The sequence below is a fragment of the Variovorax sp. FW305-3-2-15-B-LB1 genome (assembly GCF_058787635.1).
Genome location: NZ_JBYSZY010000001.1, coordinates 1 through 23,680 on the forward strand (window position 1 = coordinate 1; position 23,680 = coordinate 23,680).

Annotated in this window: 28 protein-coding genes; 23 read left to right on the forward strand and 5 right to left on the reverse strand. The window is 67.1% G+C overall.

Annotation, left to right across the window (positions count from 1 at the left end; translation table 11 throughout):
• Positions 1 to 51 precede the first annotated feature (51 nt).
• Genes AC3WQR_RS00005 through AC3WQR_RS00035 form a run of 7 tightly spaced genes read left to right on the forward strand, consistent with a single transcriptional unit; the run spans position 52 to position 8,388 of the window.
• Positions 52 to 1,578: an ABC transporter substrate-binding protein gene (locus tag AC3WQR_RS00005; protein WP_492740950.1), complete on the forward strand. Its 1,527-nt coding sequence runs from the start codon at positions 52 to 54 to the stop codon at positions 1,576 to 1,578.
• A gap of 15 nt (positions 1,579 to 1,593) precedes the next feature.
• Positions 1,594 to 2,538: an ABC transporter permease gene (locus AC3WQR_RS00010; protein ID WP_062473187.1), complete on the forward strand. Its 945-nt coding sequence runs from the start codon at positions 1,594 to 1,596 to the stop codon at positions 2,536 to 2,538.
• Complete coding sequence (locus AC3WQR_RS00015) at positions 2,535 to 3,350, forward strand: ABC transporter permease (protein WP_492740818.1); 816 nt, start codon at positions 2,535 to 2,537, stop codon at positions 3,348 to 3,350. The genes AC3WQR_RS00010 and AC3WQR_RS00015 overlap by 4 nt, the downstream gene beginning before the upstream one ends.
• On the forward strand, positions 3,347 to 5,008 hold the full coding sequence (locus AC3WQR_RS00020) for an ABC transporter ATP-binding protein (protein ID WP_492740819.1): 1,662 nt from the start codon (positions 3,347 to 3,349) through the stop codon (positions 5,006 to 5,008). The genes AC3WQR_RS00015 and AC3WQR_RS00020 overlap by 4 nt, the downstream gene beginning before the upstream one ends.
• Entirely contained in the window at positions 5,005 to 5,994 is a 990-nt protein-coding gene (locus AC3WQR_RS00025; protein ID WP_492740820.1) for an alpha/beta hydrolase fold domain-containing protein, read from the forward strand. The genes AC3WQR_RS00020 and AC3WQR_RS00025 overlap by 4 nt, the downstream gene beginning before the upstream one ends.
• Before the next feature lie 10 nt (positions 5,995 to 6,004).
• On the forward strand, positions 6,005 to 6,643 hold the full coding sequence (locus AC3WQR_RS00030; protein WP_492740821.1) for an FMN-binding negative transcriptional regulator: 639 nt from the start codon (positions 6,005 to 6,007) through the stop codon (positions 6,641 to 6,643).
• Positions 6,644 to 6,666: 23 nt separating this feature from the next.
• Positions 6,667 to 8,388: a hypothetical protein gene (locus AC3WQR_RS00035; RefSeq protein WP_492740822.1), complete on the forward strand. Its 1,722-nt coding sequence runs from the start codon at positions 6,667 to 6,669 to the stop codon at positions 8,386 to 8,388.
• 25 nt (positions 8,389 to 8,413) lie between these two features.
• Here the strand turns inward: AC3WQR_RS00035 and ilvB are convergent, their stop codons facing one another.
• Positions 8,414 to 10,201, reverse strand: coding sequence for a biosynthetic-type acetolactate synthase large subunit (gene ilvB, locus AC3WQR_RS00040; RefSeq protein WP_492740823.1), 1,788 nt, complete (start codon positions 10,199 to 10,201; stop codon positions 8,414 to 8,416).
• Positions 10,202 to 10,266: 65 nt separating this feature from the next.
• Here ilvB and AC3WQR_RS00045 point away from each other — a divergent pair, with 65 nt between their 5' ends.
• From AC3WQR_RS00045 to AC3WQR_RS00120, 16 genes are all read left to right on the forward strand, one after another.
• The gene (locus AC3WQR_RS00045) at positions 10,267 to 10,761 is read left to right on the forward strand and encodes an Lrp/AsnC family transcriptional regulator (RefSeq protein ID WP_174250212.1); all 495 of its coding nucleotides are present in this window, start codon (positions 10,267 to 10,269) and stop codon (positions 10,759 to 10,761) included.
• Positions 10,762 to 10,838: 77 nt separating this feature from the next.
• Positions 10,839 to 11,366, forward strand: a complete 528-nt coding sequence (locus AC3WQR_RS00050) for a P-loop nucleotide/nucleoside kinase family protein (protein WP_369629187.1) — start codon at positions 10,839 to 10,841, stop codon at positions 11,364 to 11,366.
• A 4-nt stretch (positions 11,367 to 11,370) separates the two neighbouring features.
• Positions 11,371 to 11,691 carry a hypothetical protein gene (locus tag AC3WQR_RS00055; protein ID WP_492740824.1) on the forward strand — a complete coding sequence of 107 codons (321 nt, stop codon included), beginning with the start codon at positions 11,371 to 11,373 and terminating at the stop codon, positions 11,689 to 11,691.
• Positions 11,692 to 11,716: 25 nt separating this feature from the next.
• The gene (locus AC3WQR_RS00060) at positions 11,717 to 12,250 is read left to right on the forward strand and encodes a GNAT family N-acetyltransferase (RefSeq protein WP_492740825.1); all 534 of its coding nucleotides are present in this window, start codon (positions 11,717 to 11,719) and stop codon (positions 12,248 to 12,250) included.
• A 66-nt stretch (positions 12,251 to 12,316) separates the two neighbouring features.
• On the forward strand, positions 12,317 to 12,565 hold the full coding sequence (locus AC3WQR_RS00065) for a DUF1272 domain-containing protein (protein ID WP_369629190.1): 249 nt from the start codon (positions 12,317 to 12,319) through the stop codon (positions 12,563 to 12,565).
• A 131-nt stretch (positions 12,566 to 12,696) separates the two neighbouring features.
• Positions 12,697 to 13,014 carry a hypothetical protein gene (locus AC3WQR_RS00070; RefSeq protein ID WP_369629191.1) on the forward strand — a complete coding sequence of 106 codons (318 nt, stop codon included), beginning with the start codon at positions 12,697 to 12,699 and terminating at the stop codon, positions 13,012 to 13,014.
• 622 nt (positions 13,015 to 13,636) lie between these two features.
• Positions 13,637 to 13,957, forward strand: a complete 321-nt coding sequence (locus AC3WQR_RS00075) for a hypothetical protein (protein WP_369629192.1) — start codon at positions 13,637 to 13,639, stop codon at positions 13,955 to 13,957.
• A gap of 78 nt (positions 13,958 to 14,035) precedes the next feature.
• Positions 14,036 to 14,614: an imm11 family protein gene (locus tag AC3WQR_RS00080; RefSeq protein ID WP_369629193.1), complete on the forward strand. Its 579-nt coding sequence runs from the start codon at positions 14,036 to 14,038 to the stop codon at positions 14,612 to 14,614.
• A gap of 122 nt (positions 14,615 to 14,736) precedes the next feature.
• Positions 14,737 to 15,153 carry a VOC family protein gene (locus tag AC3WQR_RS00085; RefSeq protein ID WP_492740826.1) on the forward strand — a complete coding sequence of 139 codons (417 nt, stop codon included), beginning with the start codon at positions 14,737 to 14,739 and terminating at the stop codon, positions 15,151 to 15,153.
• A 55-nt stretch (positions 15,154 to 15,208) separates the two neighbouring features.
• Complete coding sequence (locus tag AC3WQR_RS00090; RefSeq protein ID WP_070061083.1) at positions 15,209 to 15,418, forward strand: DUF4287 domain-containing protein; 210 nt, start codon at positions 15,209 to 15,211, stop codon at positions 15,416 to 15,418.
• 104 nt (positions 15,419 to 15,522) lie between these two features.
• The gene (locus AC3WQR_RS00095) at positions 15,523 to 16,062 is read left to right on the forward strand and encodes a DUF6886 family protein (RefSeq protein ID WP_492740827.1); all 540 of its coding nucleotides are present in this window, start codon (positions 15,523 to 15,525) and stop codon (positions 16,060 to 16,062) included.
• An 84-nt stretch (positions 16,063 to 16,146) separates the two neighbouring features.
• Positions 16,147 to 16,518, forward strand: coding sequence for a VOC family protein (locus AC3WQR_RS00100; RefSeq protein ID WP_492740828.1), 372 nt, complete (start codon positions 16,147 to 16,149; stop codon positions 16,516 to 16,518).
• Positions 16,519 to 16,591: 73 nt separating this feature from the next.
• Complete coding sequence (locus AC3WQR_RS00105) at positions 16,592 to 17,116, forward strand: sigma-70 family RNA polymerase sigma factor (RefSeq protein ID WP_070061085.1); 525 nt, start codon at positions 16,592 to 16,594, stop codon at positions 17,114 to 17,116.
• Complete coding sequence (locus AC3WQR_RS00110) at positions 17,113 to 18,108, forward strand: FecR domain-containing protein (protein WP_492740829.1); 996 nt, start codon at positions 17,113 to 17,115, stop codon at positions 18,106 to 18,108. The genes AC3WQR_RS00105 and AC3WQR_RS00110 overlap by 4 nt, the downstream gene beginning before the upstream one ends.
• A gap of 130 nt (positions 18,109 to 18,238) precedes the next feature.
• Complete coding sequence (locus AC3WQR_RS00115) at positions 18,239 to 20,746, forward strand: TonB-dependent siderophore receptor (RefSeq protein WP_492740830.1); 2,508 nt, start codon at positions 18,239 to 18,241, stop codon at positions 20,744 to 20,746.
• Between the two features lie 137 nt (positions 20,747 to 20,883).
• Positions 20,884 to 21,075, forward strand: coding sequence for a hypothetical protein (locus tag AC3WQR_RS00120; RefSeq protein ID WP_492740831.1), 192 nt, complete (start codon positions 20,884 to 20,886; stop codon positions 21,073 to 21,075).
• Between the two features lie 36 nt (positions 21,076 to 21,111).
• Here AC3WQR_RS00120 and AC3WQR_RS00125 read toward each other — a convergent pair whose 3' ends face one another.
• The 4 genes from AC3WQR_RS00125 to AC3WQR_RS00140 all read right to left on the reverse strand — a co-directional run bounded on the left by AC3WQR_RS00125 (position 21,112) and on the right by AC3WQR_RS00140 (position 23,673).
• Entirely contained in the window at positions 21,112 to 21,543 is a 432-nt protein-coding gene (locus AC3WQR_RS00125) for a VOC family protein (protein ID WP_492740832.1), read from the reverse strand.
• An 80-nt stretch (positions 21,544 to 21,623) separates the two neighbouring features.
• Positions 21,624 to 21,812: a hypothetical protein gene (locus AC3WQR_RS00130; RefSeq protein ID WP_492740833.1), complete on the reverse strand. Its 189-nt coding sequence runs from the start codon at positions 21,810 to 21,812 to the stop codon at positions 21,624 to 21,626.
• Entirely contained in the window at positions 21,809 to 23,104 is a 1,296-nt protein-coding gene (locus tag AC3WQR_RS00135) for an ankyrin repeat domain-containing protein (RefSeq protein WP_492740834.1), read from the reverse strand. The genes AC3WQR_RS00130 and AC3WQR_RS00135 overlap by 4 nt, the downstream gene beginning before the upstream one ends.
• A 59-nt stretch (positions 23,105 to 23,163) precedes the next feature.
• The gene (locus AC3WQR_RS00140; RefSeq protein WP_492740835.1) at positions 23,164 to 23,673 is read right to left on the reverse strand and encodes a hypothetical protein; all 510 of its coding nucleotides are present in this window, start codon (positions 23,671 to 23,673) and stop codon (positions 23,164 to 23,166) included.
• Between the last annotated feature and the right edge of the window lie 7 nt (positions 23,674 to 23,680).

A 23,680-nucleotide genomic window follows, 5' to 3' on the forward strand; every position in this document is an offset into this window, starting at 1 on the left:
TCCCTCCCTCCCGCTGCGCGCACCGCCGCCGCGCTGGTCCTCGGCCTCGGCCTGGCCGCCAGCGCGGCCTTCGCCCAGGCCCCGGCCGGCCAGACGATGCGGATCCAGATCAACTCCGACATCCGCTCCACCGACCCCGGCGGCAACCGCGACGACAACACCGACAACGTGCTCATCCACGTGGTCGAAGGCCTGGTCGCGCTGCGCGAAGACACCTCGGTCGGCCCGATGCTCGCGAGCAAGGTCGACACCTCGGCCGACGGCCTGACCTACACCTTCACGCTGCGCGACGGCGTGAAGTTCCAGAACGGCGCGCTGCTCACGGCCGACGACGTGGTGTGGAGCTGGCAGCGCTACCTCAAGCCCACCAGCGGCTGGCGCTGCCTGCCCGAGTTCGACGGCAAGGGCATGACCAAGGTGCTCGCGGTGGAAGCGCCCACGCCGAAGACGGTGGTGTTCAAGATCGAGCGCCCGAGCGCGCTGTTTCTCACCATGATGGCGCGCCCCGACTGCGGCGGCGCCGCCATCCTGCACCGCAGCTCGCTGGGCGCTGACGGCCAGTGGAAGGAGCCCGTGGGCACCGGCCCCTACAAGATCAAGGAGTGGAAGCGCGGCCAGTACATCGAGCTCACGCGCTTCGACGGCTACAGCTCGCGCCCCGAAGCGCGCGACGGCCTCACGGGCGGCAAGAAGGCCGAGATCGAGAACCTGCGCTTCGTCGTCATTCCCGACTCGGCCGCGGCCAAGGCGGCGCTGTACAGCGGCGGCATCGACGCCTTCATCAGCCCCAGCCCCGCCGACGTGGTCGAGATGCGCGGGCGCAGCGACGTGCGCGTCGACACCACGCCGGTGATGACCATGGTGGCCCTGCTCCTGCAGACCACCGACCCGCTGCTGAAGGACGTGCGCATCCGCCGCGCGCTGGCACTGGCGCTGGACACGCCCGAGATCGCCAAGTCGGTCACCGAGGGCCTGTCGGCCGTCAACAACTCGGTCGTGCCCTCGTCCAGCCCGTTCTACAGCCCCGTGCAGGCCGGCGGCTACAAGCGCGACATCGCCGGTGCCAAGAAGCTGCTGGCCGAGGCCGGCTACCGCGGCCAGCCGATCAAGCTCGTCGCCAACAAGCGCTACGAGGCGCTGTACTCGGCCGCCGTGCTGGTGCAGGCCATGGCCTCCGAGGCCGGCATCAACATCGAACTCGAAGTGCTCGACTGGGCCACACAGCTCGACCGCTACACCAAGGGCCAGTACCAGAGCATGGCCTTCATCTACTCGGCGCGCATCGACCCCTCGCTCAACTACGAGATGGTGTCGGGCGACAAGGCCACGCAGCCGCGCAAGGTGTGGGACAACGCCGCCGCGCAGACCCGGCTCACCGAGAGCATGGTCTCGCGCGACAAGGTGCGCCGCCAGGTGCTGTTCGACGAGCTGCACAAGCAGATGCTGCAGGACGTGCCGATGGTCGTGCTCTTCAACGCCAGCGACGCCACCGCCATGCGCAAGAGCGTGGCCGGCTTCAAGGGCTGGGCGCCGGCCAAGCCGCGGTTCTGGAACGTCCGGCTCGACGCGCGCGGCTGACGGGGCGCCGCCGCCATGCTTGCCTACCTCTTGCGCCGGATCGCCATGACGGTCCCGACGCTGCTGCTGGTGTCGATTGCCGTCTTCACGCTCATGCGGCTGATTCCGGGCGACCCGGTGCAGCTCATGCTCGGCGAAGGCGCCGACCCCGCGCAGCTCGAACTCGCCCGCCAGCAGATGGGGCTGGACCAGCCCCTGGTCACCCAGTACGTCGTGTGGCTGCGCCACGCGCTCACCGGCGACCTGGGCGTGTCGACCACCAACGGCCTGGCCGTGCTGCCGCTGATCTGGGAGCGCTTTCACGTGAGCGCCGTGATCGTGCTCACCGCCGTGGCGCTGGCCTCGCTGATCGCCGTGCCCGCCGGCCTCGTCGCCGCCTGGCGCAAGGACCGGCCGACCGACCTCGCCATCATCGGCGCGGCCACGCTGATGCTGTCGGTGCCGAGCTTCTGGCTCGGCCTGCTGCTGTTGATGTTCTTCGGCCAGTACCTGCACTGGCTGCCGGTGGTGGGCTACGTGCCCATGTCGGAAGACTTCTCGCAGGGCCTGCTGTACGTCATCTTGCCGATCGTCACGCTGGTGCTGGTCGAGACCGGCGTGCTCACGCGCATGTCGCGCGCCAGCACCATCGAGGTGCTGCGGCTCGAATACGTGACGCACGCGCGCGCCAAGGGCGTGCCCGAGTCGCAGGTGCTGCGCCGCCATGTGCTGCCCAACGCCTTCAACCCCACGCTCACCATGATCGGCCTCATCCTGGGCCATCTGCTGAGCGGCATCGCGGTGCTCGAAACGGTGTTCACCCTGCCCGGCCTGGGCCGCCTGATGATCGATTCGATCTTCGCGCGCGACTACCCGGTGCTGCAGGGCTGCCTGCTGTTCACGGCCTGCATCTACGTGGTCATCAACCTGATCGTGGACATGTGCTATCCCCTCTTCGATCCCCGGGTGTCGGTGCAGTGAAAAAGCTCAAGACCCATACCCTCGTGGGCGGCGTGCTCATCGGCGTGCTGCTGGTCCTGGCGCTGGTGGCCGCGCTGTGGACGCCCTACAACCCGCTGGGCATCGACCTGCGCGGCAAGCTGCAGCCGCCCTCGGCCGCGCACTGGCTGGGCACCGACGAGTTCGGGCGCGACGTGGCCAGCCGCGCCATGCGCGCGGCCTCCACCAGCGGCCTCATCGCGCTGCTCACGGTGGCGCTGGCCACCGCCGTCGGCCTCGTGGTGGGCGTGCTTGCCGGCTTCGTGCGCGGCTGGACCGACCGCGTGCTCATGGCCTTCAACGACACGCTGCTGGCCTTTCCGGGCCTGCTGCTGGCGCTGGGCGTGATGGTGATCGTGGGCGCCAACCAGTGGGGCATCGTGCTCGCGCTGAGCATGGCCTACGCGCCCTCGGTGGTGCGCGTGGTGCGCGGCACCGTGCTGTCGCTGCGCGAGCGCGAGTACGTCGAGGCCTCGCGCATGATCGGCAACGGCGAGATCTACACCATGTGGCGCCACATCCTGCCCAACTGCGTGGCGCCCGTCGCCGTGCTGGCCACCAGCATGTTCGGCTGGGTGCTGCTGTCGGAAAGCGCCCTGAGCTTTCTCGGCCTGGGCGTGCCGCCGCCCGCGCCCACCTGGGGCAACATGCTCTCCAGCGCACGCCCCTACATGGCCTCGGCCGTGTGGCTGTGCCTGGTGCCGGGCCTGTGCATCGCGCTCACGCTGCTGGGCATCAACCTCCTGGGCGAATCGCTGCGCGACCGGCTCGACCCGCGCACGGAGAAGTCATGACCCATCCCTCTACTTCCGCATCGCCCGTGCTTTCCGTGCGGCACCTGAAGATCGACCTGCACGGCGGCGCCCAGACGCTGGTGCACGACCTCTCGTTCGACGTGCGCCCCGGCGAGTTCCTTGCCGTGGTGGGCGAATCGGGCAGCGGCAAGACCATGGCCGCGCGCGCCATCCTGCAGCTGCTGCCGCCCGGCATCGCGCAAAGCGGCGGGCAGATCGTGTTCGACGGCGAAGACCTGAGCACCCGCGACGTGAAGGCCATGCGTTCCATCCGCGGGCCCGGCATCGGCATGGTGTTCCAGGAGCCGATGGTCTCGCTCAACCCGGTGCACCGCATCGGCGAGCAGATGGCCGAGGGCCTGCGCATGCACACGAAGCTGTCAGCCACCGAGATTCGCGCGCGCTGCCTCGACATGCTGCGGCGCGTGCAGATCGCCGACCCCGAGCGCTGCCTGCACGCCTACCCGCACGAGTTCTCGGGCGGCATGCGCCAGCGCATCATGCTGGCCAGCGTGATGCTGCTCAAGCCCCGCCTGCTGATCGCCGACGAGCCGACCACCGCGCTCGACACGCTGAGCCAGCGCGAAGTGCTCGACCTCATGGTCGGCCTCGCGAAGGACCAGGGCACGGCCGTGCTGCTCATCACGCACAACCTCGGGCTGGTCGGGCGCTATGCGCAGCGCGCCATCGTGCTGGAAAAAGGCAAGCTCGTGGAGACGGGCGACGTGCCCGCCATCCTCGTCGACCCGAAGCAGCCCTACACCCGCAAGCTGGTCGACGCCCTGCCGCGCCGCCAGGCTGCGAAGCCGGCCCCGGCCACGGCGCAGCAGCCGCTGGTGCAGGTGCGCGGCCTGTGCGTGAGCTACCCCGGCGCGCGCGCGGGCTTCTTCAAGCGCCATGCGCCGGTGCAGATCATCGACCGGCTCGACCTGGACATCCACCCCGGCGAGATGGTCGCGCTGGTGGGCGGCAGCGGCTCGGGCAAGACCACGCTGGGCCGCGCCATTCTGCGGCTCGCGCCGTCGCACGCAGGGCAGATCCTGTTTCGCGGCGACGACGTGCGCAGCGCCGACCGCGCCGCGCTGCACCGCTTCCGGCTCGCCTGCCAGCTGGTGTTCCAGGACCCGTTCTCGTCGCTCGACCCGCGCATGCGCGTGCAGGAGATCGTGGCCGAGCCGCTGCGCCACCTGCCCGCGCTCGATGCCGCCGCGCGCGTGAAGCGCGTGCACGAAACGCTCGACGAAGTCGGCCTGGACGGCCTGGGCGCGCGCTACCCGCACGAGCTCTCGGGCGGCCAGCGCCAGCGCGTGGCGATTGCGCGCGCGCTGGTGCGCCGGCCCGCCTTCGTGGTGGCCGACGAGCCCGTGTCCGCGCTCGACATGACCATCCAGGCGCAGGTGCTGCGCCTGTTTCAGAGCCTGCAGGCGCACCACGGCTTTGCGTGCCTCTTCATCAGCCACGACCTCGCGGCTGTCGAGCAGATCGCCGACCGCGTCGTCGTGATGGAGCGCGGCCGCATCGTCGAGCAAGGCCCGCGCGACGCCGTGTTCGACCAGCCGAGCCATGCCTACACGCAGGCGCTGCTGGCGGCCACGCCCCGGCCGCTTGCGTCGCTGGCCGAACCCGTCCTTCGCCCTCCCGAGAAAGTGTTTGCGTGACTGCCAACCCCTTGCCCGCCACTTGGCTGAACCCCACCGCCCCGCCCCCGCTCGATCCGCAGATCGTCGAGTTCATGCGCCTCATGGCGGCCGAGGGCGGCCGCTACCCGAAGCGCCACACCATCCCGATCGCCGAAGGCCGCGCCAACGCCGAGAAGGTGCGCGCGCCGTGGACCGAAGGCGGCCCGACGATGGCGCGCACGGTCGAACAGCAGGTGCCCACGCGCCACGGCAACGTGCGCATCCGCGTGCACTACCCCAAGACGCGCTCGCTGCAGGGCGCGCTGGTCTACATCCACGGCGGCGGCTTCGTGCTGTTCAGCCTCGACACCCACGACCGCGTGATGCGCGAGTACGCGGGCCGCGCGGGCATCGCCGTCATCGGCATCGACTACACGCGGGCACCCGAGGCACAGTTTCCGCAGCCGCATGATGAGTGCGTCGACGTGATGCGCTGGCTCGCGACGAACGCGGGCGCGCTCGACATCGACCCCGCGCAGCTCTTCATCGGCGGCGACTCGGCGGGCGCCAACCTGTCGGTGGGCGCCTGCCTCGTGCTGCGCGACGCGGGCGAGCCGCTGCCCCTGGGCATGCTGCTGAACTACGGCGCCTACAGCACCGAGCTGTACCGCGAGTCGGTGGTGCGCTACGGCGCGGGCGAGTACGGCCTGTCGTTGCACATGATGGTGTGGTTCTACGGCCTGTACCTGCGCCGGCCCGAAGACTTTCGCGACCCGCGCCTGGCCAGCCTCACGGCCCGGCTCGAGGGCCTGCCGCCCGCGTGCCTGGCGATCACCGAGTGCGACCCACTGCACGACGACAGCGTGCTCATGGCCGCGCGCCTGCGCGAGGCCGGCGTGGCCGTGACCGATGTGCTCTACCCCGGCACCATCCACGGCTTTCTGGAAGCGGTGTCGATCGCCGACGTGGCGGGCCGCGCCTTCGACGACGCCGCCCGCTGGATGCACGCGCTGGCCGCGCGCTGAAGCCTTCGCCATGTACACGCCCAAGCCGTACACCGAGGACGACCTTGCGACGCTGCACGCCGGCATCCGCGCGTGGAGCTTCGGCACGCTCATCACCGTGGGCCCATCAGGCGCCAGCGCCACGCACCTGCCCTTCCTGCTCGACGCGCAAGACGACGGTCCCGGCCTGCTCACCACGCACCTGTCGAAGAAAAACCCGCAGTTCGACGAACTGCGCGCGGGCGCCGAAGTGCTCGCCATCTTCCAGGGGCCGCATGCCTTCGTCACGCCCAGCTGGTACGTGAAGCAAAGCACCTTCCCGACCTGGAACTACACCGCGATCCACGCGCGCGGCACACCCCGCGTGATCGAGGAGCGCATGGCCATCCATGCCGTGCTGCGCCGCACCGTCGCGCTGTACGACACGCCGCTGGGCGGCAACTGGGACTTCGACGCCATGCCCTTCGACTTCGTGGCGCCGCGGCTGGACATGATCGCGGCGGTCGAGATTCCGGTGCGCGTGCTCGAAGGCAAGTTCAAGCTCAACCAGGACCGCTCGGAAGACGATCGCAAGGGCGTGATCGCCGCGCTGGAACGGCTGGGCGATCCGCAGGGCGTGGCTGTGGCCGGGCTCATGCGACAGCAGATGGCGTTGACGGTGGCGGGCTGAATCGCGGCGGCACAATCGTCCGCGTGCCACGCCTACTTCACCTTCTGACCGCCGGCCTCGCGCTCGCATCCTCCTTCGCCCACGCGGCCGACCCGGTGCTGCTCGTCACCTCGCCCGTCGCGCTGCAGGCCGCCGAGAAAGCCGGCGCCGGTTTCGGCCGCTGGTTCGACGTGCCCTCTGCGGCCAGCGGCATCGCCACCAACCAGGCGCTCGCACGCTCGCACGCCTGGCAATCGATCGCCGATCCGCTGAAGACCAGCCTCGCCGCCCTGCAGCGCCGCGACCCGCAGGCCGGCGTCGGCATTGCGCGCTACCCGCACCGGATCTTCGATGCGCGCTGGCTTGCCAGCCCCGACGCCTTCTTCGAACTGGTCGGCGTGGCCAACCGCATGGACCGCCGCCCCTTCCAGCCCGGCGCCTGCGGCGAGACGCGGCTCGTGTACCGGCTCGCCTACCGCTCGGCCGCGATGCAGTCGCGCCTGCCGATGACCGTCGCCGTCGAGCTGCGCGGCGATGCGCCCGATGCCGACGGCAGCTGCGCCAGCGCGGCGCGGCGTTGGCAGCCACCACAGGCGTCGATGAAAGACGAGGCCCTCGGCCGCTGGCTCGTATCGGCCGACGGCCCGCTCGCGCCGCAGCAGCTCGCGCAGGCCCGCATCTCGCAGGTGACGACCAACCTGCAGAGCGTGCGCTGGCCCTCGGCCGTGCGGCCCGACCTGGGCGGCCACGCCGAGTACCTGCTGCGTGCCTTCCGCTGGAACGCGGGCACGCAGCGCTTCGACGCAGGCCCGCTCGAGAACACGCCCGACGTCGCGAAGCTCAAGGCCGACGCCCCGCTGCGCAAGGCGCTGCTGCAATGGCTGCAGCAGCCCGACACGCTGCGCGCGCTCGACAGCGCCACCGTGCGCATCCCCGATCGCTTCCTGGCGACCGAGTCGGTCTCAGTTGCGCCGCGCGGCCTCGAGCGCCTGGCGAACCGCCCTTTCGAACAGCTGTTCGCACCCGGCGACTGGCAGCCCGTGCCCGGCAGCCGCACGCTGCAGTCACCGCAGGCCGTGCTGCGCCGTCTCGACGACCTGAGCTGCGCGGGCTGTCACCAGAGCCGCGCGGTTGCGGGCTTTCATCTGTTGGGCGTGGACCGGCGCGGCGCCTCGCGCACCTTCACGACCGGCAACGCGCTCGCGCTGCCGCACTCGCCGCACCTGCAGGATGAGTTGGCGCGGCGCGAACGCTATGTGAAGGCCACGTTGACGACGCCCGTGCCCGACCCGTTCCGCCCGCTGGCCTCGTCGGACGATGCGAACGCCTTGCCCGACAAAGCCACCGTCGGCGCCAGCTGCGAGCCCACGCGCATCACCGCCTCGGCCGACCCATGGCGCGACCGCGCGCAAAAGCTGCCACGCACCGCCACCACGACCTGCGAAGGCGCGGATTCGGTCTGCGAGAAAACCTCGGTCGGATTCCCCGGCGGCATGTGCTCGGGTCGCTGCGATCCGAAAGACCCGAACGGCACCTGCGGCGGCATCGCCATCCTCAGCGACTTCAACCAGTGCCTGGCAGCGAAGCAACCCTTCGGCGATTGCCTGAGCAAGCACACGCGACCCGGCAACCTGCGCAGCTGCTCGGCGCAACAGCCTTGCCGCGAGGACTACATCTGCGCGCAGGCCGAAGGCCAGCCCGAAGGACGCGGGGCGTGCATTCCGCCCTACTTCCTGTTCCAGATGCGGGTGGACGGGCACTCCTGAACTGAGCGAGCGCGAGGACCCGCGCTCAGCTTTCTTCGTACCACCTGTCCTTCGCCAGCATCACCCGGTGGTGCCCGCACCCCGACGGCATCATCGGAAAGCAGTTCTCCTGCGCCGCCACCTGCACGTCGAGAAAGAACGGCCCCTTGCTCTCCAGGCATTCGGCCAGCGCCTCTTCCAGCTCCGCCGGATCGGACACGCGTCGCGCCCCCCAGCCAAAGGCCTTGGCCAGCGCCACGAAGTCGGGCAGCGCCTCGTTCCAGCTGTGGCTCAGGCGGTTGCCGTGGTTCAGCTCCTGCCACTGGCGCACCATGCCCATGTAGCCGTTGTTGCTCAGCACCAGCTTCACGGCCGTTCCGTGCTGCATCGCCGTCGACAGCTCCTGGATGTTCATCAGCACCGAGGCGTCGCCGCTCACGCACACCGTGAGCGCGTCGGGGTGACCGATCTGCGCGCCGATGGCTGCGGGCAGCCCGTAGCCCATGGTGCCGGCGCCGCCCGAGGTGAGCCAGTGGCGCGGGCTGTCGAAGCGCAGGTACTGCGCGGCCCACATCTGGTGCTGGCCCACGTCGGTCGAGACGATCGCGTCGCGGCCCGCGATGGCCCGCTGCAGCGATGACATCAGCTGCTGCGGCAGGATCTCTTCGGTCGACGGCGTGAAGGCCAGGCAGTCTTCGGCGCGCCAGCGCTCGATGCGCGCCCACCACGGCGCCAGCCGCTCGGGCGCAAAGTTTTCGGGCAGCAGCCCCAGCAGCGCTTCGACGATGGCGCCGCAGTCGCCCACCATCGGCACGTCGACGTGCACCACCTTGTTGATGCTGCCGGGGTCGATGTCGATGTGGATCTTGCGGGCGTGCGGACAGAACTCGTCGAGCTTGCCCGTCACGCGGTCGTCGAAGCGCGCGCCCACGCACACCACCAGGTCGGCCTCGTGCATCGCGAGGTTGGCTTCGAGCATGCCGTGCATGCCCAGCATGCCGACGAACTTCGGATCGGACGCGGGGAACGCGCCCAGCCCCATCAGCGTGAGCGTGCACGGCGCGTGCAGCCGGTGCACGAGCTGCGTGAACGCCTCGCAGGCCGCCGGCCCCGAGTTGATGAGCCCGCCGCCGCCGTAGAGCACCGGCCGGCGCGCGGTCGAGATCAGGTCGGCGGCGCGCTGCAGCATCGCCCGCGGCGGCAGCGGCGCGCGACCCGTGCGCAGCGCGCGCAGCGGGGCCGGCGCGGCGCCGTGCGTGAGGCGCATCAGCTGGATGTCCTTCGGCACGTCGAGCAGCACCGGACCGGGGCGGCCGGTGGTGGCGATGTCGAGCGCGCGGCGCACCAGCGCGGGCACGTCGTCGGCCGCGCGCACCTGACGGTTCCACTTGGTCACCGGGCGCGACATGCCCAGCGCGTCGCTTTCCTGGAAAGCCTGCGTGCCGATCACCGCCGTCGACACCTGCCCGCTGATGCACAGCACCGGCACCGAATCGCTCATCGCGTCGAGCAGCCCCGTGATCGTGTTGCCTACGCCCGGCCCCGAGGTGACCAGCACCACGCCGACGCGGCCCGTGCTGCGCGCATAGCCCTCGGCCGCATGCACCGCCGCCTGTTCGTGGCGCACCAGCACATGGCGCAGCCGGGGTTCGCCGTGCAGCGCGTCGTACAGCGGCAGCGCCGCGCCGCCGGGGTAGCCGAAGATCGTGTCGACGCCGCACGCGACCAGCGTGTCGAGCAGCGCTTCGGCGCCGTTGCGCACGCGGAGTGGGGTCTCGGGCATGGCCGGCGAGAGGGAGGGCGAGGATGTGGGGGGAAGGTCGAGCAGTCGCATGCCGTCAATTCTTCCGCTCTTGAGGCAGAATTTGCTTCTTTCTTTTGGCTGTTTAAGCTCGAAACATGAAAACTAATCGCCAAACATCGACAGACAACGAAGGATCTTTCGACAAGACCGATCTGGCGATCCTGCGGGTGCTGCTGCTCGACTCGCGCAAGACCCTGCAGGAGATCGGCAACGAGGTCGGCCTGTCGCCCACCAGTTGCTGGACGCGCATCAAGAAGCTCGAGGCCTCGGGCGTCATCAAGCGCTACACCGTCGACGTCGACCCGGCCAAGCTCGGGTACCACGATTCGGTCATCGTGCAGGTCACGCTCGAGAGCCACACCGACGAAACCCTGTACGACTTCGGCCGCACCCTCGCCACCATTCCCGAGATCCAGGAGGCCTACCTCGTGTCGGGCGACTACGACTACTACATCCGCATCGCCGTGCGCGACACGCGCGACTACGAGCGGCTGCTGCGCGAGAAGCTCTACAAGATCCCCGGCATTCGCCACAGCAAGTCGCACTTCGTGCTGCGGGTGCTGAAGGAAGCGACGGTGCCGCTGATCTGACAGGTCGACGGGCCCGCATGAACGAATGGTGGGTACGATCGCCGACGAACGGCCCTTCACAGACGCCATCCCTTTCCATGAGATCGACTTCGGAACATCGAACCCTGATCGTCCTGAGCGGACTGCCCGGCACAGGCAAGACCACCATCGCGCGCGAACTCGTGACGCGCGCCCCGTCGGTGTACCTGCGCATCGACGCCATCGAGCACGCACTGAAAACCGCAAGCGGGCGCACTGACGACGTGGGCCCGGCGGGCTACGTCGTGGCCTACGCGCTGGCTCGGTCCAACCTTGCGCTCGGCATGTCCGTGGTCGCTGATTGCGTCAACCCGCTGTCGGTCACGCGTGAGGCGTGGCGGGCCGTGGCGGCCGAGACGTCATTGCATCTGGTAGAGGTTGAGGTCGTGTGCTCTGACGTCGTTGAACATCGCAGGCGGGTGGAGCACCGGGAAGCCGACATGGCGGGCTTTGCGTTGCCGAGCTGGGAGGCTGTGCTTGGGCATGACTACGAGGCTTGGGATACGAGTCGCCTAGTCATCGACTCGGCGCTGGTGAGCGCAAGTGAGGCGGCGGACCTGATCTGGCGGCGCATGCGTGAGCGGTAAATCGATGCGCTCCCGTTTCATCGACGCCTTCCTGGGCGCCATCGTGCTCGGCCCCTGGGCGGCGATGTTTGCCTATCTGGGCCTTGCACCGTTGGCCGCGTACTGGCTCGACGGCACCAAGCATCGCACGGGCGCCAGCCGCGGTTCTTCCTATTGGTGGAGCTTCCCGGACGCCGTGGCCGCGCAGTACCCGATGCTCACCTGGCTGCTCGAGCTCAAGAGCCATGTCGTTGTGTGGAGTTGCCTGGCTGGCATGGTGATCGGGCCGGTGGTTGCGTGGATCATGAGCAGCCGCTTGAACCGCATGCGTCGCGGCATTCGCTAGTATTTTTTTGAATGAACGATCGTCCATGAATCCGACCGCAGAGATCTCGGTGCAACCGGCCAAACTCGATGAATGGAAGACCTATCGAGACCTGCGTCTGCGGGCGTTGCTCGACTCGCCGGACGCCTTCGGAAGCACGTACGAGGCAGAGGCCACGAGAACCGATGCGATGTGGTCCGCTCGCATTGCTGCGGCGACTTCGTCGGGGAAAGACCGTGTGCTTTTCGCGTTCAACCGCACCGACGCCTGCGGCCTGATCTGGTGCAAGGTGTCCGGCGATGAACCGACTGTCGCTCATCTGTTTCAGATGTGGGTCGACCCCGCCTCACGAGGCATCGGGGCCGGTCGCGCCTTGCTTGAAGAAGCGGTTTCCTGGGCAGCGCGTGCAGGGATGAAGCGCGTCGGCCTGGGGGTCACTGTCGCAGACACGCCCGCGATGCGCCTGTACATGGCGTGCGGCTTCCGACCCGATGGTGCGTTGGAGCCGCTGCGGGAACACTCGCATCTGATGGTGCAGCCGATGAGCCTTGCACTCGGGCCCGTTGGCTCGACGAACTGAATTCCGCCATCGGCCGCCTTGCCTTCGTTTAAGCTCAACTGACAAAACGCTCTCTGAGGTTTCGCCATGCTCCAAATGCGCCCCGGGTGTGAATGCTGCGACCGAGACTTGCCGCCGGATTCGGCCGATGCCCGCATCTGTTCTTTCGAGTGCACGTTCTGCATTGATTGCGCGAACCAACGCATGGCGGGCACATGCCCGAACTGCGGCGGAGAGTTGGTGCCGCGCCCGTCGCGGCCGGCGGCCAAACTTGCAAAGTTTCCGGCATCGACCACGCGGGTGTTCAAGCCTGAGGGGTGCGCGGCGGCATCGTGAAAGGCCTCGCCAGATTCGTCCCATCGACGACTGCTAGTGGCCAAGAAGAGCGGACCTTGATGGCTACGTCGCGAGGCTCTGCGCAACTGTTCAGACAAAGTCCTTCCATCCAAGTTCGCTCGGGAGAAATCATGGAATGGTCACCGATTTCTGCCAGAGAGCTTGAGGCCTTGGTGGAACTCCAACTCTCAGAGTGCACGCTGACGGAGCGGGAGATTTTTGCGCAGTACCGCATTCCATTTCGTCTCGCGGCTATCGAGCGCTCCGGTGAATTCGAGAGCGTCTTTGTTGTCGCGATGCACCGCAGCGTCGCCATGTACTTCGAGGATGTAGAAGAAGGGTTCAATCTTTCTCCACTGCGCTCTGATGGTTCGATTGCGCAGCCTGGATGGCGGCAATGGAGTCTTCAAGAAGCACTCAATAATCTTGTCCTCCCGCAGCCTGAATAGGCTGGGCTGCGGCCAACGGTGGACTTTCATCGAAGCTTCAGAATTTGGGTAGAAGCGCTCTATATTGCAGCATGCCTTATCGGATTCGATTGCCTGAAACGTACCTGTTGGTTCACTCAGCCAACACGCACAGCGGCCGCTGGACGGCAGAGGTTCTTCGCGCGTGTCACCAGGTTGGAATCGACTTGGAATCCATAGAGATCGTCGATGAGGAACAGGCCACAGCAGCAGGCGACCTTGCTAGCGTCGTCTTGAAGATCTGCGATCGGGTGTCTCCTGAAACCGGCCAGCGCCTGCGAAATGAGGTGCAAGCTGGCTGTCCGCAGGGCGTATCGGCTCGGCTGATAAGGGCCGTCTCACCGGGAGATTTTTCCCTTGAGCCAGGAGGCATCTCCACCGCATATTTCAGACGTGAGTTCGCAGTGAACAGCTGCATGATCTTTCACACAACAAGCTGCGTAAGGCTCACACACCGTGCCACCGGTCGCAGCGTGCGCAGCACGGCGCATCGCTCTAGGGCTCTCAACTCCGAAGAGGCACTCTTCCTCTTGGAGTCCCTTATGAGGAGCGGCACCGAGGTGGCATAGTCGTCCGCTTTCAGCTAGGAGAAGACGTTGAGACCATGAACCCTCAAAACATTCCGCTTCGCCTCGTCGTGGTAGTCGCTCTCACCATCTCACATGTTGGATTAACCATGTCGCAGGCCCTCATTTTGAAAGTCGGAGACACCGGGTCGCATGCCGAACTGGCAGCAAGGCCGAATCCAGAAGGCTTGGTGTTGCTGCACAACCCCGGCATCTCTGCTTTGCTCGCTCGGGCCGAGTCGCTCAAGGGTTCTACTCTCACGGGCAGCGAGAAGAAGCGTATCGCGGACAGTGCCCCCGTGATCGCTACACCGAAGTCAGTTGCAGAGGCAACCATTCAGAAGCGCGGGTATGAATAGCACCAACGCGTTGAGCTCAAGCGATTCGTTGGGAAGCCCGCACGGCTGAAGACGGCCAAGCAGACACTAAATATCTACATGACAAAGCTGCTGACCATCAATCTTCGGCGCGGCATCCCTGCACCGGAAGCGGTTCCTCATCAAGCGGATCTGACTAGGCTATTTGACGACTTGAACGTTGGACTCAATGAGGGGCAGCTTTGCGAACCGAATTGGGGGCGGATGAGGGTCACCCTTCGAGATGATCGGGAAAGCCCTGCGGGGCTGACCGACTTCATCATGACGGTCCCCTTTTGGATCGTCTCACGGCGGTTTGCGCTCCTCTTGGAAGCGCATCAGTGCCAATGCGAGTTTCTTCCCCTAGAGATTACCTATCGCAAGAAGATTCTGATGGGTGAGTTTTTTGCTCTCAATGTCTTGACGGTGGAGGACGCGGCGATCGATTTGGCTCATTCAGAATTTGATCCGCGACTACTTAAGCATGGCTTGATGAGGGAGGTGACGAAGCTCGTTCTCAAACCCGATGCATTGACCTCTACGTCGCTCGCATACCTGCCGCAAATTGGCCAGATTGCGGTGCAAGATGAACTGTCGCAAGAATTTGAACGAGAACTCGTTGGCGTGAAATTCGTAGATCCCGCAGCCTTCACAAGTTGATGAGGCGTATCAGTGACTAACACTGATTTCTGCGCAAGCATCTGCTTTGCACCGGTTCAGCCTCCGTCTCAAGCATGAACGACTTCTCACCTTACCGCCCCTGATTTCTCCGACCACACCCCATGCACCAATCACTCGGCCTCGTCTCCTTGGTGGTCCCCGACTACGACAAGGCGCTCGAATTCTTCGTCGGCACGCTGGGCTTCGAACCCGTCGAAGACACCCCCGTGCCCGGGCAAGGAAAGCGATGGGTCGTGGTCAAGCCGCAGGGCGGACAAGGGGCCTGCCTTCTCCTGGCGCAAGCGTCGGCGCCAGAACAGCAACGCGCCATCGGCGACCAGGCCGGCGGCCGTGTGTTCCTGTTCCTGTACACGGACGACTTCTGGCGAGACTACGAAAAGTACAAGGCCGCAGGCGTCGAGTTCGTCCGCCCGCCGGAGGAGCAGCCGCACGGGGTCGTGGCTGTCTTCAAGGACCTGTGCGGGAACATGTGGGACCTGATCCAGCCCAATGCCAGCAACAGGAGCTGGCAGCTGTAAGAATGGCCTCGCTCCCTTTCACGAACCTCACTCTTCACCCGCGAAAGAACCGCCCATGACCGAGACCGCCAAGGTAAAAGGACCCGCCTCGTACTTCCCCTCCATCGAGAAGACCTACGGCCAGCCGATCGCGCATTGGATGGACATTCTTCAGGCGGCGGGCCCGCTGAAGCACATGGAGCTCGTGAGCCAGCTCAAGACCCAGCACCAGATGGGTCATGGGCATGCGAATGCGTTGGTTGCAGCGTTTCTTGCGAAGAAGTAGCACGCGCCATCGGCGCCGAGAACGCATGCCTTCGGCCCACGGCGGTGCGAACGGCTGACGACGCGTTTCCTTTTCGTCGCAACTGTCATCTTCGACGCCCCGACATGCGCCTCTTTCACTTCAGCGAAGACGGGCTGATCGACCAGTTCACGCCACGCTCTGTGCGCCAGCCGGCACTGCGCAGGCCCGGCCAGGAATGGCTCAACGGTCCGCTCGTGTGGGCCATCGATGCCGATCACCAGCGGCTGTATCTCTTTCCGAGAGAGTGCCCGCGCATCGTTGTCTGGGCGCACTCGGCATCGAGCCACGATGATCGAATGGCGTGGATGGGCGATCTTCCGTGCGGCGTACAGGCCGTTGCTTTCATAGAGCGAGCCTGGGTGGATCGCCATCGATCTGGCTCGATCTTCCGCTACGAGTTTCCCGTCCACTCGTTCGAGTGCATTGAGGACGCAGGCATGTTCGTCAGTCGAAGCGTGGTGCGTCCGCTGGGCTGCGAAAGAATCGCGAATCTTCCCCTGGCCTTGAACGACAGCCACACCGAGTTGCGAGTTGTCGATTCGTTGCTCCCTTTGCGTGATGTCTGGAACAGCACGCTGCACGCGAGTGGCATACGCTTGCGCAATGCGTCGGGTTGGGCCTGACCTCAATGCCCAACCGAGGGCAAGTGGTCATCTCGATCTGTTGCCCTTCGACAGTACACACCTCATCCTCACCCAGGAGGCACCATGCAGCTTCACACCGCCCGCATCTTCGTCCAGGACCTCGCCCTCGCCGCCCGCTTCTATGAAGAGATCCTCGGCCTGCCCCTGAAGGCCGACGGACGCGGCCAGGGCTTTTGCGTGTTCGACGCAGGACCCATGAGCCTGGTGGTCGAAAGTGTCGACGCAGATGCCCCTGCAGAAGACCAAGCCCTGGTAGGCCGCTTCACAGGCCTGTCTTTCGACGTGGACAACATCCAGTCGAAGTACACAGAACTCTCGTCACTCGGCGTCGCCTTCAGCGGCCTCCCCGAGCCGCAGTCCTGGGGCGGCATCCTCGCCACATTGCGCGACCCCGCCGGCAACGAGCTTCAACTGGTGCAGCTGCCCCGAACGTAGCCATTGGTGCACAGTCGTCATACAATGAGAATAATTCTTATTTGGATGGCTTGGCCACCGCACTACGTCCGCCATGGCCGCCGATCCCGCTCTGCACCCGCACATCCACACCCTCTATAGCGAGCACCACGGGTGGCTGCAGGGCTGGCTGCGCAGGAAGCTCGGCAACGCCTTCGATGCGGCAGACCTCGCACAAGACACCTTCCTGCGCATCCTCACCGCGCCAGACCACACGCCCGAGAAGCAGTGCGACTGGCAATTGCGGGAGCCGCGCGCCTACCTGACGGTGGTCGCCAAGCGGTTGCTGGCCAACCTGTACCGCCGGCGTTCGCTGGAGCAGGCCTACCTCGAGGCCTTGAGCGCGTTGCCCGAGCCGCTCGCGCCCTCGCCCGAGCAGCAGGCGATCATTCTCGAAACCCTGCAGGAAATCGACGCGATGCTCGACGGCCTGGCGCCGCCGGTGCGCCAGGCTTTCCTGATGGCGCAGCTCGAAGGGCTGGGCTATGCGGAGATCGCCGCGAAGCTGGGCGTGAGCGAGCGCACCGTCAAGCGCTACATGGCCGAGGCCATGGCCCGCTGCATCCTGCTGGTCGCGTGACGGTGCAACGCACGATGGCGGTCGGGGTCGACAAGGCCGTCGCCCTGCAGGCGGCGCAATGGTTCGTCCTGCTGCAGTCGGGCGAGGCCACGGCGGCCGAGCGCACGCAATGGACGCGCTGGCGGGCGGCCGACCCCGCGCACGAAGCGGCCTGGCAGCGCGCCGAGCAAGTCAGCGGCAAGTTCGGCAGGCTGCCGGGCGCGCTGTCGATGCCGGTGCTGGGCCGCGCGGTGCGAAGCGACCGCCGCACCGCCGTCAAGGCACTCGCCGTGCTGCTGACTGCGGCGCCCGCCGGTTGGCTGGCGTGGCGTGCGTCGCCGGCGCGCGAATGGCTGGCCGACCACCGCACCGCCACCGGCGAACGCCGCGAACTGCGCCTGGCCGACGGCACGCGCCTGCAGCTCAACACCGCGACGGCCATCGATGTGGCCTACAGCGCGACGCAGCGCGTGGTGCGGCTGCATGCAGGCGAAATACTCATCGACACCGCACCCGATGCCGTGCCCTCCTCCGACGCCTCCTACCGCCCCTTCATCGTCGAGACCGCGCAGGGGCGCCTGCGTGCGCTGGGCACGCGCTTCGTGGTCCGGCAGCACGAAGGCGATCGCAGCCAGCTGACGGTGCTCGACGGCGCGGTCGAGGTTCGCCCCGACAGCGCACGCAGCCTGGCTGCGGTGGTGCGTGCCGGCGAGCAGGCCATGTTCTCTTCGACGGCCGTCGGCGAGATCACCGCAGCAGATGCCGATGCCGACGATTGGTCGCGCGGTGTCCTGCGCGCCAGGAACATGCGACTGCACGACTTCCTCGCCGAGCTGGGCCGCTACCGGCCCGGCGTGCTGCGCTGCGATCCGGCGGTGGCCGACCTGCGCGTGTCGGGCGTCTTCCAGTTGCGCGACACGGGCCCGGTGCTCGACAGCCTGCCGCAGGCCTTGCCGGTGGACGTGCTCTTTCGCACGCGCTACTGGGTCACGGTGGTGGCGCCGGGCGGTTGAGGCGTCGGGTGCCGGCGGCGATTCCGGCCGTTGCGATTTTTTCTGTCGCGGCCTGTCCCCTTTTCTTTCCTCGCGTGTGAAGCCTTGAGGAACAGCAACTTCACACCCCTTGCAGGAGAAAGAGAAATCCATGGCCCGTCGCCGACCGTCCCCCCTTGATTCCGACACCGTCTCGTTGCGCACGCTGTCGCTCGCCGTGCATGGCGCGTTGTTCGCCATGGCGTGCGCCGCCGCCGGGACGGTCGCCGCGCAGACGCAGGGCGCACCCAACGCAACAGCCGTGCAGACCGAAGCACGCAAGGCCTACAACATCGCACCCGGGCCGCTCGACGAGGCGCTGTCGAGCTTCGCCGCTTCCGCCGGCGTGAGCATCACGATTCCGCCTGCCCTCGCGCAGGGCAAGCGCTCGCCCGGCCTGCAGGGCCAGCACGCTGTGGGCGAAGGCTTCGCGCGGCTGCTGGCCGGCTCGGGCCTCGAGGCGGCGGGTGGCGCGGGCGGCGCGTATGCGTTGCGCCGCTCGAGCATCGGCGGCCCTGCAGACACCGGCGCCGACGGCAGCACCACGCTCGCACCAGTCACCGTCACGGCCGAGGCCGAACGCAGCGCCACCACCGAAGGCACGCGCTCGTACACGGCGCGCGCGCTGACTCTCGGCAAGGGCGAGCAGGCGCTCAAGGACATTCCCCAATCGGTGAGCGTGATCACGCGCCAGCGCATGGATGACCAGGGCCTCGTCGACCTGCGCGACGCGGTCAACAACGTCACGGGCGTGGTGGGCGTCAAGGGCGTGGGGCCGGGCATGGTCCTCACGTCGCGCGGCTTCCAGATCGACGCCTGGCAGTACGACGGCGTGCCCGTGCCGCGCAACATGTACTCGCTGGGCAACTGGGCCACCGAAGACACGGTGTTCTTCGACCGCGTGGAGGTGCTGCGCGGTGCCTCGGGCCTGTTGCAAGGCACGGGCAGCCCGGGCGGCGCGATCAACCTCGTGCGCAAGCGCGGCCAGCCCGAGAAGACGCTCACGCTCACCGGCAAGGCGGGCTCGTGGGACCACTACGGCGCGCAACTCGACGCCGGCGGCCCGCTCAATGCCGAAGGCACGCTGCGCGGCCGCGTGGTGGTCGACGAAGACCGCAGCCACTCGTTCACCGACTACGTGTGGCGCAAGACGCGCTCGCTCTACGGCGCCATCGACTACGACATCTCGCCCGACACCACCGTCGGCTTCGGCGTGAGCCACTCGCACGCCAAGGGGCGTCCGATGCTGCGCGGTTTTCCGCGTTACCCGGACGGCACCGACATCGGCCTGCCGCGCTCCGTGTTCACGGGTGCCCTGTGGAACCACAGCGACATCGAGCAGACCACGGTGTATGTCGACGCCGAGCACCGCTTCAACGACAAGTGGAAGCTGAAGTTCTCCGCGCTCGGCATGAACGAGAAGAACAGCGCGCAGCACCAGCGCATGCACGGCGACGTGCAAGCCGACGGCAGCGGGCTGAACTTCGCCGACTGGGACACCCGCTTCGATTCGCGCAAGCTCGGCTTCGACGTCTACCTGCGCGGACGCTTCGACGCACTGTCGATGCAGCACGACCTGACCATCGGCGCCAACTACTCGAAGTTCGAGTCGACCGACCGGTACGCGCGCCGGTTCAGCGGCGGCGGCAACATCTTCGCCATCGACCACAACCGCCCGGCGCAGAACTACGACACCATCATGGCGGCGGGCGGCGGGAAGAGCCACACGCACTACGACGTGCGGCAAAAGGGCATCTACGGCAGCTGGCGGGCCCAGCTGGCCGAACCGCTCACGGCCATCGTCGGCGCGCGCCTGAGCTGGTACGACTACCTCTATTCGAGCCAGTCCGCGGGCTTCACGAGCACCGTCTCCACGTCGGGCGAAGTGACGCCCTACGTCGGCCTCGTGTTCGCGCTCAACAAGCAATGGTCGGCCTACGCGAGCTACACCGACGTGTTCGAGCCGCAGACCGAGCGCACCGTCTCGGGCGACGGGCTCAAGCCCATCATCGGCAGCAATTACGAGGTGGGCCTGAAGGGCGAGCTGATGGACGGCCGCCTGAACACCTCGCTGGCCGTGTTCCGCTACAACCACACCAACCGCGCCGTGACCGACCGCGACGGCGGCTTTGCCTGCGATGGCTGGTACTGCTCCAAGTCGTCGGGCAAGGTGCGCAGCCAGGGCTTCGAAGCCGAGGTCAGCGGCGAGGTCGTGCCGCGGCTGCAGCTCACGGCGGGCTACACCTACAACACCACCAAGTTCCTCGAAGACCCGGACAACAAGGGCAAGATCTTCAGCCAGTGGACGCCCAAACACATGCTGCGCGTGTGGACCAACTACCAGCTGCCCGGCGACTGGAGCCGGCTCAGCGTGGGCGGCGGCTTCAGCATCCAGAGCCACACGCTGGGCTACGACCGCACGTACAAGGTGCCCGGCTTCGCCGTGTGGAGCGCGCGCCTGGCCTACCAGCTGACGCCGGAGGTGGCGCTGGCCGTCAACATCAACAATATCTTCGACAAGCGCTACTACATCCCGGCCTACAGCGAGGCCAACGGGAACAACAACTATGGCGATCCGCGCAACGTGCTGTTCACTGTGAAGTACACGCCGAAGCTGTGAGTTGTGGGGAAGGGGCGCGAGGTGGGTGTCGCCCCTTCTTTTTTCCCACGTTGCCAAAGCGCGGAAAATCTCCTCGTCATGAACTACAGCCCGAAGCGACTGCACGAGTGCAGGGCGAACGCTGGACCAGTCACGCAATGAGTGAAAAGCAGAACTTCGTATGGGGATGCATCGGCCTCCTGGTTCTGCTGGGCGGCACGGTTTTCTGGCTCCGACACGACCTGAAGCGCCTGCGCAGCCTCAAGCGAAAGCTGCGGCTCGGCGCCCTGCTTACGCAGGCAGAACAGGACGAGCTGGCGTCGCTGCAGGGAAAGTACCCTTGGGCCTGACGACCGCCCTCGCCTTCACGCAGCACCTCGAACGGATCAGAACCTGATCCGCACCGAAGCCGCACTCCGATCGGCCTCGCCATGAAACACGGCCTCGATGTTGTTGCCGTCCGGGTCCAGCACGAACGCCGCGTAGTAGCCCGGGTGGTAGGCGCGTTCACCCGGCGGGCCGTTGTCCCGTCCCCCGTGCGCCAACGCAGCCTTGTAGAAGGCGTCCACCATGGCCCGGTCTTGCGCCTGGAACGCAATGTGGTGGCGCCCTGTGAGTTCGCCCTGCACTTCGTCGCTGTCGTGCGTCGACACGAACAGTTCGTCGGCCCAGAAGTTGCGCGCGTCGGAGCCGCCCATCGGGATCTTCAGCGCCTCGAAGACGGCGCTGTAGAAGACCTTGCTGGCCGCCAGATCGCGAACGACCAGTCCGATGTGGTCGATCAGGCGGCCGCGATGCAGTTCTTTTTGCGTACCCATGAAGCGCTCCTGTCAGTGGAGATCGGAGTGGCGGAATCTACCAAAGCCAACCTCGGATATCGAGCGACAGGGTTTGCATCTCAGGGCCGACCCAGCTTCAGCAATTTCTTCCATGCGGCCAGCGACGCGCCATGCGATGGCGGGTGCGCCTGCAGCCATGCCTGCGCCGATGCGTGCGGCGGGTAATGGCTTCGCAGCGCCGGATCGGCACCGGCCGCCACCAGCAGCCGCGCGATCTCGAGGTTGTTCCGCTCCACGGCGCGCATCAAGGCGTTGTCCGTCCAGAACCCCGCTGGCGGCAAGGCGCTTCCAGTGCCGGGCGCGGGTGCGAACGGCAACCGGCCGACAGGCAGCGTGGCCTGCAGCAACGCGGTGAACCCGCCTGCGGCGCGAGCGAAGCGTCGTTGCAAGGAGGCGGCAGCACATGGACAAGGCGAGGCAGCCCCGACGAGGTCTGCGGCTGCGGCACCAGTTCGCTGCGCAGCGGCGCGGGGGTCTGGTGGTTCACGTCGACGCCCAGGGCCAGCAAGGCACGCACGGCCTCCACGTTGCCGGCATCGACCGCCGACGCCAACGGCGTCATGCGTCCGCAAGCGACCGTCTCGAAGGCGCGGTAGGCGGCCAGGGCCTCCTGCGGCTTCTGCTGCAGGATCAGCAGATAGACCCGCGCCTCGGCCGGCGCCCCTGCTTCGAGGGACGGCCACTGCGGCGGGTCCATGGCCCGTTGCAGCAGGCGGGCGGCCTGCAGATGCCCATGCGTCGCCGCTGCACGCACGGCGCGCTCGGTCGCCGGCAGGCCTTGCGCCAGCAGCAGGCGAACGATCCCCGCATCGCCACCCTTGGCCGCTGCATCGAGCGCGTTGTGCCCATCGGCATCGGCGCCCCGCACCGCGTCCAGCGACATGGCTGCCAGGAGCTGCCGGACGCTTTCCAGGCGGCCCTTCTCCGCCGCCACCGCCAGCGCCGAAGCGCCCTGCGCATCGCGCACATCCGGCCGCGCGCCAGCGGCCAGCAGCAGCCGCACGCGCGCAGGGTCGTGTGCGTGCTCGATCAGCGGTGGGTTACTGGTCGCAGCATTGGGGTCCGCGCCCGCAGCCAGCAGCGCCTGAATGACCCAGGTCGTGGGCGCGAAGAACAACGGAAGGCCGCCGTTGCGATCGGGCGTGTCGGGGTTCGCGCCCTCTTTCAACAGCAGCGCCAGGGTCTGGCGGAAGTCGATGGCGTGCGTGTCGCTGATGCCGCCAGAGCCCGCGAACTTGGCTGCACGCAACAGCGCCGTCTCGCCGTCGTTGGCATTGCGGTAGTTCACATCGGCATGGCGACGCAGCAGAAACTTCACCATCTGCGCGTTGCCTTGCTGCGCGGCCTTCATCAACGGGGAGTCGCCCACATTGAAACCGTAGCCCTGCACATCGTTGGTACCGAAGCCCTGCGCAAGAAATGCCTCGACCTCGCGCAGGCGACCGCGCTCCACGGCATCGAAGAACGCGATCTGCGCTTGTGCGGACGTCGTGTCACGTGCGGGTTCGGCCTCAGCGGGGTGTGCGGGCATGTGGAGCATGAAAGCTGATGCGAGGGTGATGCACCAACGAAGGGATGGGTTTCGTGGGAACACTGCGGTCAGGCCTCGCTGGCCTGTCGATCGATGTCCGCCACGAGGCCTTGCAGCCACAGGCGGTGATCGCTGAAGGTACTCAGTCGCTCCTCGGCCTCTTCCCGCGCGGTCAGGTGCCGATCCAGGTACCGGAACCCGACCCGACGCGCGGCCTCGTGCAGGACGCTCTCGGGCACGTCGTTTTCATACAGCGCGTCGAAGCGGGTCACCCAGAAGCCTTGCTCGGTCAACGCGATCCGCTCGAACGCGCGAGGGTCTTCCACGCTGAACTCGACGAACTCCAGGCCACCCGGATGCGCGCGCAGGCCCGTCACCCGGCTGCCGCGATCCCACAGCGGAACCCATGGCGGCCCGTCGGGTGCGCGGGCGCCGTGGTACGCCAGGAACGCTGGCCCTAGGCAGACCGTGCGAAACACTTCATGAAGGCACTCGCCCATCGCCAATTGCACCAAGGGCGCGGACGCCCCGAGCCGCTGCAGCGTCGCCATCCGCAAAGTCTCTGCAACCACGGTCATCCTGCGT

Excerpts from the sequence above, each read along its gene's own strand:
- AC3WQR_RS00010 (WP_062473187.1), top strand. The coding sequence starts at position 1,594 with ATGCTTGCCTACCTCTTGCGCCGGATCGCCATGACGGTCCCGACGCTG.
- AC3WQR_RS00020 (WP_492740819.1), top strand. The coding sequence starts at position 3,347 with ATGACCCATCCCTCTACTTCCGCATCGCCCGTGCTTTCCGTGCGGCAC.
- AC3WQR_RS00030 (WP_492740821.1), top strand. The coding sequence starts at position 6,005 with ATGTACACGCCCAAGCCGTACACCGAGGACGACCTTGCGACGCTGCAC.
- ilvB (WP_492740823.1), bottom strand. The coding sequence starts at position 10,201 with ATGCGACTGCTCGACCTTCCCCCCACATCCTCGCCCTCCCTCTCGCCG.
- AC3WQR_RS00045 (WP_174250212.1), top strand. The coding sequence starts at position 10,267 with ATGAAAACTAATCGCCAAACATCGACAGACAACGAAGGATCTTTCGAC.
- AC3WQR_RS00050 (WP_369629187.1), top strand. The coding sequence starts at position 10,839 with ATGAGATCGACTTCGGAACATCGAACCCTGATCGTCCTGAGCGGACTG.
- AC3WQR_RS00055 (WP_492740824.1), top strand. The coding sequence starts at position 11,371 with ATGCGCTCCCGTTTCATCGACGCCTTCCTGGGCGCCATCGTGCTCGGC.
- AC3WQR_RS00060 (WP_492740825.1), top strand. The coding sequence starts at position 11,717 with ATGAATCCGACCGCAGAGATCTCGGTGCAACCGGCCAAACTCGATGAA.
- AC3WQR_RS00065 (WP_369629190.1), top strand. The coding sequence starts at position 12,317 with ATGCTCCAAATGCGCCCCGGGTGTGAATGCTGCGACCGAGACTTGCCG.
- AC3WQR_RS00070 (WP_369629191.1), top strand. The coding sequence starts at position 12,697 with ATGGAATGGTCACCGATTTCTGCCAGAGAGCTTGAGGCCTTGGTGGAA.
- AC3WQR_RS00075 (WP_369629192.1), top strand. The coding sequence starts at position 13,637 with ATGAACCCTCAAAACATTCCGCTTCGCCTCGTCGTGGTAGTCGCTCTC.
- AC3WQR_RS00080 (WP_369629193.1), top strand. The coding sequence starts at position 14,036 with ATGACAAAGCTGCTGACCATCAATCTTCGGCGCGGCATCCCTGCACCG.
- AC3WQR_RS00085 (WP_492740826.1), top strand. The coding sequence starts at position 14,737 with ATGCACCAATCACTCGGCCTCGTCTCCTTGGTGGTCCCCGACTACGAC.
- AC3WQR_RS00090 (WP_070061083.1), top strand. The coding sequence starts at position 15,209 with ATGACCGAGACCGCCAAGGTAAAAGGACCCGCCTCGTACTTCCCCTCC.
- AC3WQR_RS00095 (WP_492740827.1), top strand. The coding sequence starts at position 15,523 with ATGCGCCTCTTTCACTTCAGCGAAGACGGGCTGATCGACCAGTTCACG.
- AC3WQR_RS00100 (WP_492740828.1), top strand. The coding sequence starts at position 16,147 with ATGCAGCTTCACACCGCCCGCATCTTCGTCCAGGACCTCGCCCTCGCC.
- AC3WQR_RS00105 (WP_070061085.1), top strand. The coding sequence starts at position 16,592 with ATGGCCGCCGATCCCGCTCTGCACCCGCACATCCACACCCTCTATAGC.
- AC3WQR_RS00115 (WP_492740830.1), top strand. The coding sequence starts at position 18,239 with ATGGCCCGTCGCCGACCGTCCCCCCTTGATTCCGACACCGTCTCGTTG.
- AC3WQR_RS00120 (WP_492740831.1), top strand. The coding sequence starts at position 20,884 with ATGAGTGAAAAGCAGAACTTCGTATGGGGATGCATCGGCCTCCTGGTT.
- AC3WQR_RS00125 (WP_492740832.1), bottom strand. The coding sequence starts at position 21,543 with ATGGGTACGCAAAAAGAACTGCATCGCGGCCGCCTGATCGACCACATC.
- AC3WQR_RS00135 (WP_492740834.1), bottom strand. The coding sequence starts at position 23,104 with ATGCTCCACATGCCCGCACACCCCGCTGAGGCCGAACCCGCACGTGAC.
- AC3WQR_RS00140 (WP_492740835.1), bottom strand. The coding sequence starts at position 23,673 with ATGACCGTGGTTGCAGAGACTTTGCGGATGGCGACGCTGCAGCGGCTC.